Below are 6,482 nucleotides of genomic sequence, written 5' to 3'. Positions count from 1 at the left end.
TCTTCGGCGCATACCGCGTATTCGAGGTTGGTCAGGCCCGCACCACGGTAAGGGCTGTCTTCAGGCAACGAATCCTTGGGCAGGAAGAGGTTCCACAGGCCTTCTTTCTTGGCGATGGCCTTCAGCTCCTCGACCACGGGCACCACCTGCCAGCGGTTGTCGCCGAAGGCTTTCATTTGGGCGTGGTACGTGGGCACGGCGGGGTAGACGTATTGGTCCATGAACGCGACAACACGCTCGCGCCAGTAGGTTTGCCGCTCGGACATCGTGAAATTCATGGCTACTCCAAAAGTGAAACGACGGGCAGCAGCCTTGGGGTAGCCCCGTGGCGCAAGCTGCGATTCTCTGGCAGACTGGTTTTTCTAAACGGGGCCGCGTCGATTCAACGCGCCTTTGTCAGTGCAGGTCTGTTTTATAGATCAACGCAGGCACCCGATGAGTCTCGTTTGCGACAAAAGCATTGAAGCCCCGCATACCTGAGTTTCCATTCGCACAGGCCAAGCCGTGACCGAAAACACCTCCAAAGAGTTGAACATTCAGGCCCCGCTGGCCCCTTTCAAAGGGGAAAAACCCGAGGCCCCACGCTGGTTCGAGCAGGCCGTGCAGCGCGTGCCGCAGCGCTCTTTCACAGAGGTCGTTGGCGCGCAGATCGAAACCCTCACCTGGGGCGAAATTGGCAAGCCCGGGCTGTTGCTGCTGCACGGCAACCGCGCACACGCCGACTGGTGGACCTTCATCGCGCCCTTCTTTGCCGACGACTTTCGTGTGGCCGCGCTGTCGTGGTCGGGCATGGGCGGCTCCGACTGGCGCGAGAGTTATTCCATCGACCTGCTGTCGCGGGAAGTGGGCGCCGTGGCCGGGGCCACCGGCCTGTTCGAAAGCGTGGCCAAGCCGGTGGTGGTGGCGCATTCGTTTGGCGGCTTCCCGGCGTTGAGATATGCCTCGTGCAGCGGCGAGAAGGTGGGTGGCTTGGTGATGGTCGACTCGCCCATCCTGTCGCCCGAGATGCGCCAGAAGCGCCGCGGCCGCGGGCCGAGCGGCATGCTCGACCCGCGACCCAATCGTGTTTATCGTGACCTGCCCTCGGCGCTGGAGCGCTTTCGTTTTGCGCCACCGCAGGTGTGCAAGAACCTCTATATCGCCGACCACATTGCGCGCGGCTCTCTGAAGCCAGCACCACTGGAAGGCTGCGACGAACTGGGCTGGACCTGGCGCTTCGACCCCTACCAGTGGCGCGACATGCGCATGGAAAACCCCGTGCCCGACTTCTCCGCGCTGCAATGCCCGGTGTCGATCATGTGGGGCAGCCACTCGCTGCTGTTTGATGCCGAGGTGCTGGGCTACATCGCGAGTCTTGCGCCTGCAGGATCGCCGCGCATCGAGATTCCGGCGGCGCGCCACCACCTGATGGTCGACCAGCCCTTGGCCTTCGTCACCGCACTGCGCGGCCTGCTCGCCGGCTGGCCGCGCTGATCCCTCCGGGTTGACCCGGAGCGGAGCGCGGGGGTGCGTTCGAGTTCCCCTCCCAAACCAAGCGTTTACCCAGGCTTCGAATCTCGGGTATGCCAGTGCGCCGGGCTGCATTCAGCTTCGGCTAAGTGTTTGCCCTGCGAGACTCCGACCACGCTTCGGTCCATGATCCAGCGGGTTCTGCAGCCAAGTCTGCGCGCAACGTCGAGGCCACTGAATGCAAAGCGATTTTGACCAAGCGGAAGAATGGGTATGGTGGCAACAAGCCACTGATGCAGGGGTGCCGAGCTGATGCGCGGCTACATCATCCGGCGCGTGCTGTCGCTGCTGCCCACGCTGTTTTTCGCCAGCCTGATCGTGTTCATCACGGTGCGGCTGATCCCCGGCGACATCATCGACATGATGCTCAGCCAGAACGATGTGGCGGCCGACAAGATGAGCCGCGACCAGGTCGTTGCCGCCCTCGGCCTCGACAAGCCGATGTGGGAGCAGTACTTCATCTGGGTCTCCAACATCGTGCTGCGCGGCGACCTCGGCAACTCGCTGTGGCAGGGCGCGCCGGTCACCGAGTTCCTGAAAGCCCGCATGCCCGTCACTTTCGAGCTGGGCCTGCTCGCGATGATCGTGGGGCTGGTCATCGCCATCCCGATTGGCGTGTATTCGGCGATCCGCCAAGACACCGCAGGCGACTACGTCAGCCGCTCTTTCTCCATCTTGCTGCTGGCCGTGCCGAGCTTCTGGATCGGCACCATGGTGATGGTGTTCCCGTCGATCTGGTGGGGCTGGTCGCCCGAGGTCGAGTTCGTGCCCTTCTTCACCGACCCGTGGCAAAACCTCAAGCAGATGATCATCCCGGCGATCATCCTCGGCGCCGCGCTGTCGGCCATCACCATGCGGCTCACCCGCACCATGATGCTGGAGGTGCTGCGCCAAGACTACATCCGCACCGCCTGGGCGAAGGGCCTCTCCGAGCCGCTGGTGGTGATGCGCCACGCGCTGCGCAATGCGCTGATCCCGGTCGTCACGCTGATCGGCCTGCAGGCGCCGCTGCTCATCGGCGGCGCGGTGATCATCGAACAGATCTTCGTCATCCCCGGCATGGGCTTGCTTCTGCTCGATGCCGTGAACCAGCGTGACTACCCCATCATCACCGGCGTGTTCCTCGTCGTGGGTATCGCGGTGATGGTGATCAACCTGATCGTCGACCTGAGCTACGGCTTGCTCGACCCCAAAGTGAGGTTCCGCTGATGTCAGCCGTGATGGACAACGCCGTGCGTGCGGCCACCGCGCCGCGCGCGCCTTCACGCGGAATCATCATGCGGCTGCTGCGCGACAAGCGCCTCGGCGCTGCCGGCGGCTTGGTGCTGCTGTTCATGCTGTTCTGCGGCATCTTTGCCGACTTGATCGCGCCCTTCGGCTACAACGAGATCAACATGCTCGAGCGCCTGAAGGCGCCCTCATGGGAACACTGGTTCGGCACCGACAACCTCGGCCGCGACGTGCTCTCGCGCTGCCTCTACGGCGCGCGCCTGTCGGTGATCATCGGCTGCTCGGCGGCGCTGCTGTCGACCGTCATCTCCATCCTGATCGGCGTGATCAGCGGTTACCTGGGCGGGCGTACCGACATGGTGATCCAGCGCTTTGTCGACGCGTGGATGAGCTTCCCCGGCCTGATCATCCTGATTGTCGTGGTGTCGATCTTCGGCCCCGGCATGCTGCAAACCATCCTCACGCTGGGCATCCTGCTCGGCATCGACGGCTCACGCATCATCCGCAGCGCGGTGGTGGCGGTGCGCGAAAACATGTACGTGCACGCGGCGCAGTCGCTCGGTGCGTCGTCACTGCGCATCCTGTGGAAGCACATCCTGCCCAACGTGATGCCGGTGGTGATCGTGATCTTCACCACCCGCGTGGGCACCGTGATCCTGGCCGAATCGGGCCTGGCCTTCCTCGGCCTGGGCGTCCCCCCACCGGCACCCACCTGGGGCGGCATGTTGTCGGGCAGCGGGCGCACCTACATGTTCCAGGGCCCGTGGCTGGCGCTCGCACCCGGCCTGTGCCTGACCGTGATGGTCTACGCCACCAACGTGTTCGGCGACGCCTTGCGCGACCTGCTCGACCCGCGCATGCGCGGCTCACGCTGACCCGGCGTTGTTGAACCTGACACCCCTCTCTCACGCGACCCTTAGGAGACATGCGATGAAGAAGACGATGAGCCTGCAATTGCACACCTGCGCCCTGGCCAGCGCCCTGCTGCTGGCCCCCGCCGTGGCCAGCGCCCAGGCGGGCAAGCCGCAGTACGGCGGCGAGCTGAAGCTCGGCACGGTCTACGTGGGCATCTCGGCCTTGTCGTGGGACCCGGCCGACTACAACTGGAAGATCAACCACGACGCCGGCGGCCAATACGAAGTGTTGTGGTCGGGTGACCTCTCCAAGTCGGTGAAAAACGGCGGCAAGCACAAGTTCGTCGCCGACGCCTGGCTGCCCACCGACGCCATTCGGGGCGAGCTGGCCGAGAGCTGGGCCTGGAAAGACCCGATGACGATGGAAGTGAAGCTGCGCAAGGGCATCATGTACCCCGAAAAACCGGGTGTGATGGCGGCGCGCGAGCTGGTCGCCGACGATGTGGTCTACAGCTTCAACCGGCTGGAGAAGAGCGCCAAGAAGACAGCCTTCTACCTCGACCACATCAGCAAGGCCGAAGCCATCGACAAGCACACCGTGCGCTTCAGCTTCAAGGAATACAACGCCGAGTGGGACTACCGATTCGGCTGGGGCTACTACTCGGCCATCGTGCCCAAAGAGGTGGTCGAGGCCGGCGCCAACAACTGGAAAAACGTCAACGGCACAGGCCCCTACCTGCTGACCGACTTCCAGGCCGGCAACTCCAACACCTACACCAAGAACCCCAAGTACTGGGACACCGAAACCATCGGTGGCCAGAAGTACAAGCTGCCCTTCGTCGACAAGATCACCTACCGCACCATCAAGGACGAAGCCACGCGCTACTCGCTCTTGCGCACCGGCAAGCTCGACATCCTTGAAGTGATCCGCGCGAGCGAAGTCGAAGACCTGAAGAAGCAGGCCCCCGATCTGAAGTGGTCGCGCACGCTGGCCATGGCCGGCACCTACCTCGCGATGCGGGTCGACACCAAGCCCTTCGATGACATCCGCGTGCGCCAGGCCATGAACATGGCCGTCAACCGCGAAGACATCATCAAGTCGATCTATAGCGGGCACGCCGAGGTGTTCGGCTTCCCGATGCACCCCGACTACGTGGGTTACTTCGAGCCGCTGAGTGCGATGCCGAAGGCGGTGCAAGATCTCTACACCTACAACCCCACCCGGGCCAAGCAGCTGCTGGCCGAAGCCGGCTACCCCAACGGCTTCACCTTCAAGGTGCAATACAACGCCGTCAACGGCACGCACGGCGACCTGGTGCAGATGCTCGCGGCCTACTACGACAAGATCGGCGTGAAGCTGGAAATCCAGCCGATGGAGTACCCGGCCTTCCTGTCGGCCATGACCACGCGCACCAACGCGCCGCTCTACCTGATGGACAACGGCCACACCAACCCGACCACCACCATCCGCAAGAACTTCGTCAAGGGCCAGGTCTGGAACCCCTCGCAGTGGAACGACCCGGCCTACGAAAAGAAGATGAACGACGTGCTCCTGGAGCGTGACGAAGGCAAGCGCCAGATCATGCTCAAGGTGCTGACGCGCGAAATCCTGGAGAAGGCGCCCTACGTGTGGCTGCCCACGCCCTACAACCACGTGGCGTGGTGGCCTTGGGTCAAGAACTACAACGGCGAGCTGCGTGCCGGCGCCGTGCGGCCGTGGCCGATCTACTCGCGCATCTGGGTCGACCAGGAACTCAAGAAGAAGATGGGCAAATGAGCGAACCCTTGCTTCAAGTGCGCGGCCTGACGACGCGCTTTCGCACCGAGCGTGGTGAAGTCACCGCGGTCGACAACGTGTCGTTCGACGTCGCACCGGGCGAGACGCTCGCCATCGTCGGCGAGTCGGGCTCGGGTAAGAGCGTCACGGCGCTCTCGATCCTGCGCCTGATCCCCAACCCGCCGGGGCGCATCGAAAGTGGCGAGATCCTGTTCGAGGGCAAAGACCTGGTCAAGCTCAGCGACGAAGAGATTCGCAAGGTGCGGGGTGACCGCATCGCGATGATCTTCCAGGAGCCGATGACCTCGCTGAACCCCACGCTGACGGTGGGCATGCAGATCGCCGAGCCGATGAACCTGCACCGCGGCACGCCGTGGGAGAAGGCGCTCGAATCGGCGCGCGAGCTGTTGGGCAAGGTGCGCATTCCCGATGCCGCCGCCCGTGCCGGCGCCTACCCGCACCAGTACTCGGGTGGCCAACGCCAGCGCGCCATGATCGCGATGGCCCTGGCCTGCAAGCCCAAGCTCATCATTGCCGACGAGCCCACCACCGCGCTCGACGTGACGGTGCAGGCGCAGATTCTCGACCTGCTCAAAGAGCTGACCCGCGAGACCCAGGCCGCGCTCATCCTCATCACCCACGACCTCGGCGTGGTGGCGCGTTATGCCGACCGTGTGGCGGTGATGTACGGCGGTCGCATCGTCGAGCAAGCTTCGGCACGCGATCTCTACAAGAAGCCGAGCCATCCCTACACCCGTGGCCTGCTGGCCTCGGTGCCACGGCTCGATGGTGATGCGTCGCAGCGCCTCGTGCCCATCGAAGGCTCACCCCCCGACCTGTCGCGCCTGCCGCCGGGCTGCGCCTTCGCCCCCCGCTGCCGCTACGCCATTGCGCAATGTTCTGAAGAACGCCCGAAGCTTCGCTCGATCGGCACCAACCACATCATGGCCTGCATACGCGATGTCACAGCCTAATTTCCGGATTCCGTTCGCCCTGAGCCTGTCGAAGGGCCGTTCGCATGTCACCAGGGCTTCGACAGGCTCAGCCCGAACGGTGTGGGGCGTCGCATGACTCCAGCAGACAACAAGCAACCGCTGCTTCGGGTCCAAGAC

5 protein-coding genes and 1 pseudogene are annotated in these 6,482 nt (G+C 63.9%); 5 read left to right on the top strand and 1 reads right to left on the bottom strand.

The window, feature by feature from the left end:
- Nucleotides 1-278, bottom strand: a pseudogene (locus tag RMO40_RS18035) (acyl-CoA dehydrogenase); the annotation flags it as partial.
- A 226-nt stretch (nt 279-504) separates the two neighbouring features.
- Here RMO40_RS18035 and RMO40_RS18030 point away from each other — a divergent pair.
- From RMO40_RS18030 to RMO40_RS18010, 5 genes are all read left to right on the top strand, one after another.
- Complete coding sequence (locus tag RMO40_RS18030) at nt 505-1,473, top strand: alpha/beta fold hydrolase (RefSeq protein ID WP_309724371.1); 969 nt, start codon at nt 505-507, stop codon at nt 1,471-1,473.
- 288 nt (nt 1,474-1,761) lie between these two features.
- Nucleotides 1,762-2,718 carry an ABC transporter permease subunit gene (locus tag RMO40_RS18025; RefSeq protein WP_309724368.1) on the top strand — a complete coding sequence of 319 codons (957 nt, stop codon included), beginning with the start codon at nt 1,762-1,764 and terminating at the stop codon, nt 2,716-2,718.
- Nucleotides 2,718-3,614, top strand: a complete 897-nt coding sequence (locus RMO40_RS18020) for an ABC transporter permease (RefSeq protein ID WP_309724366.1) — start codon at nt 2,718-2,720, stop codon at nt 3,612-3,614. Before RMO40_RS18025 ends, RMO40_RS18020 begins: the two co-directional genes overlap by 1 nt.
- A gap of 55 nt (nt 3,615-3,669) precedes the next feature.
- Nucleotides 3,670-5,370: an ABC transporter substrate-binding protein gene (locus tag RMO40_RS18015; protein ID WP_309724364.1), complete on the top strand. Its 1,701-nt coding sequence runs from the start codon at nt 3,670-3,672 to the stop codon at nt 5,368-5,370.
- Complete coding sequence (locus RMO40_RS18010) at nt 5,367-6,344, top strand: oligopeptide/dipeptide ABC transporter ATP-binding protein (RefSeq protein ID WP_309724362.1); 978 nt, start codon at nt 5,367-5,369, stop codon at nt 6,342-6,344. Before RMO40_RS18015 ends, RMO40_RS18010 begins: the two co-directional genes overlap by 4 nt.
- The last annotated feature ends 138 nt before the right edge of the window (nt 6,345-6,482 follow it).

This window comes from Rhizobacter sp. (genome assembly GCF_031412075.1).
In the GTDB taxonomy this organism is placed as follows: Bacteria; Pseudomonadota; Gammaproteobacteria; order Burkholderiales; family Burkholderiaceae_C; genus Rhizobacter.
Note: the sequence above shows the minus strand (reverse complement) of the source record. Positions and strands in the feature narration are given on the sequence as shown.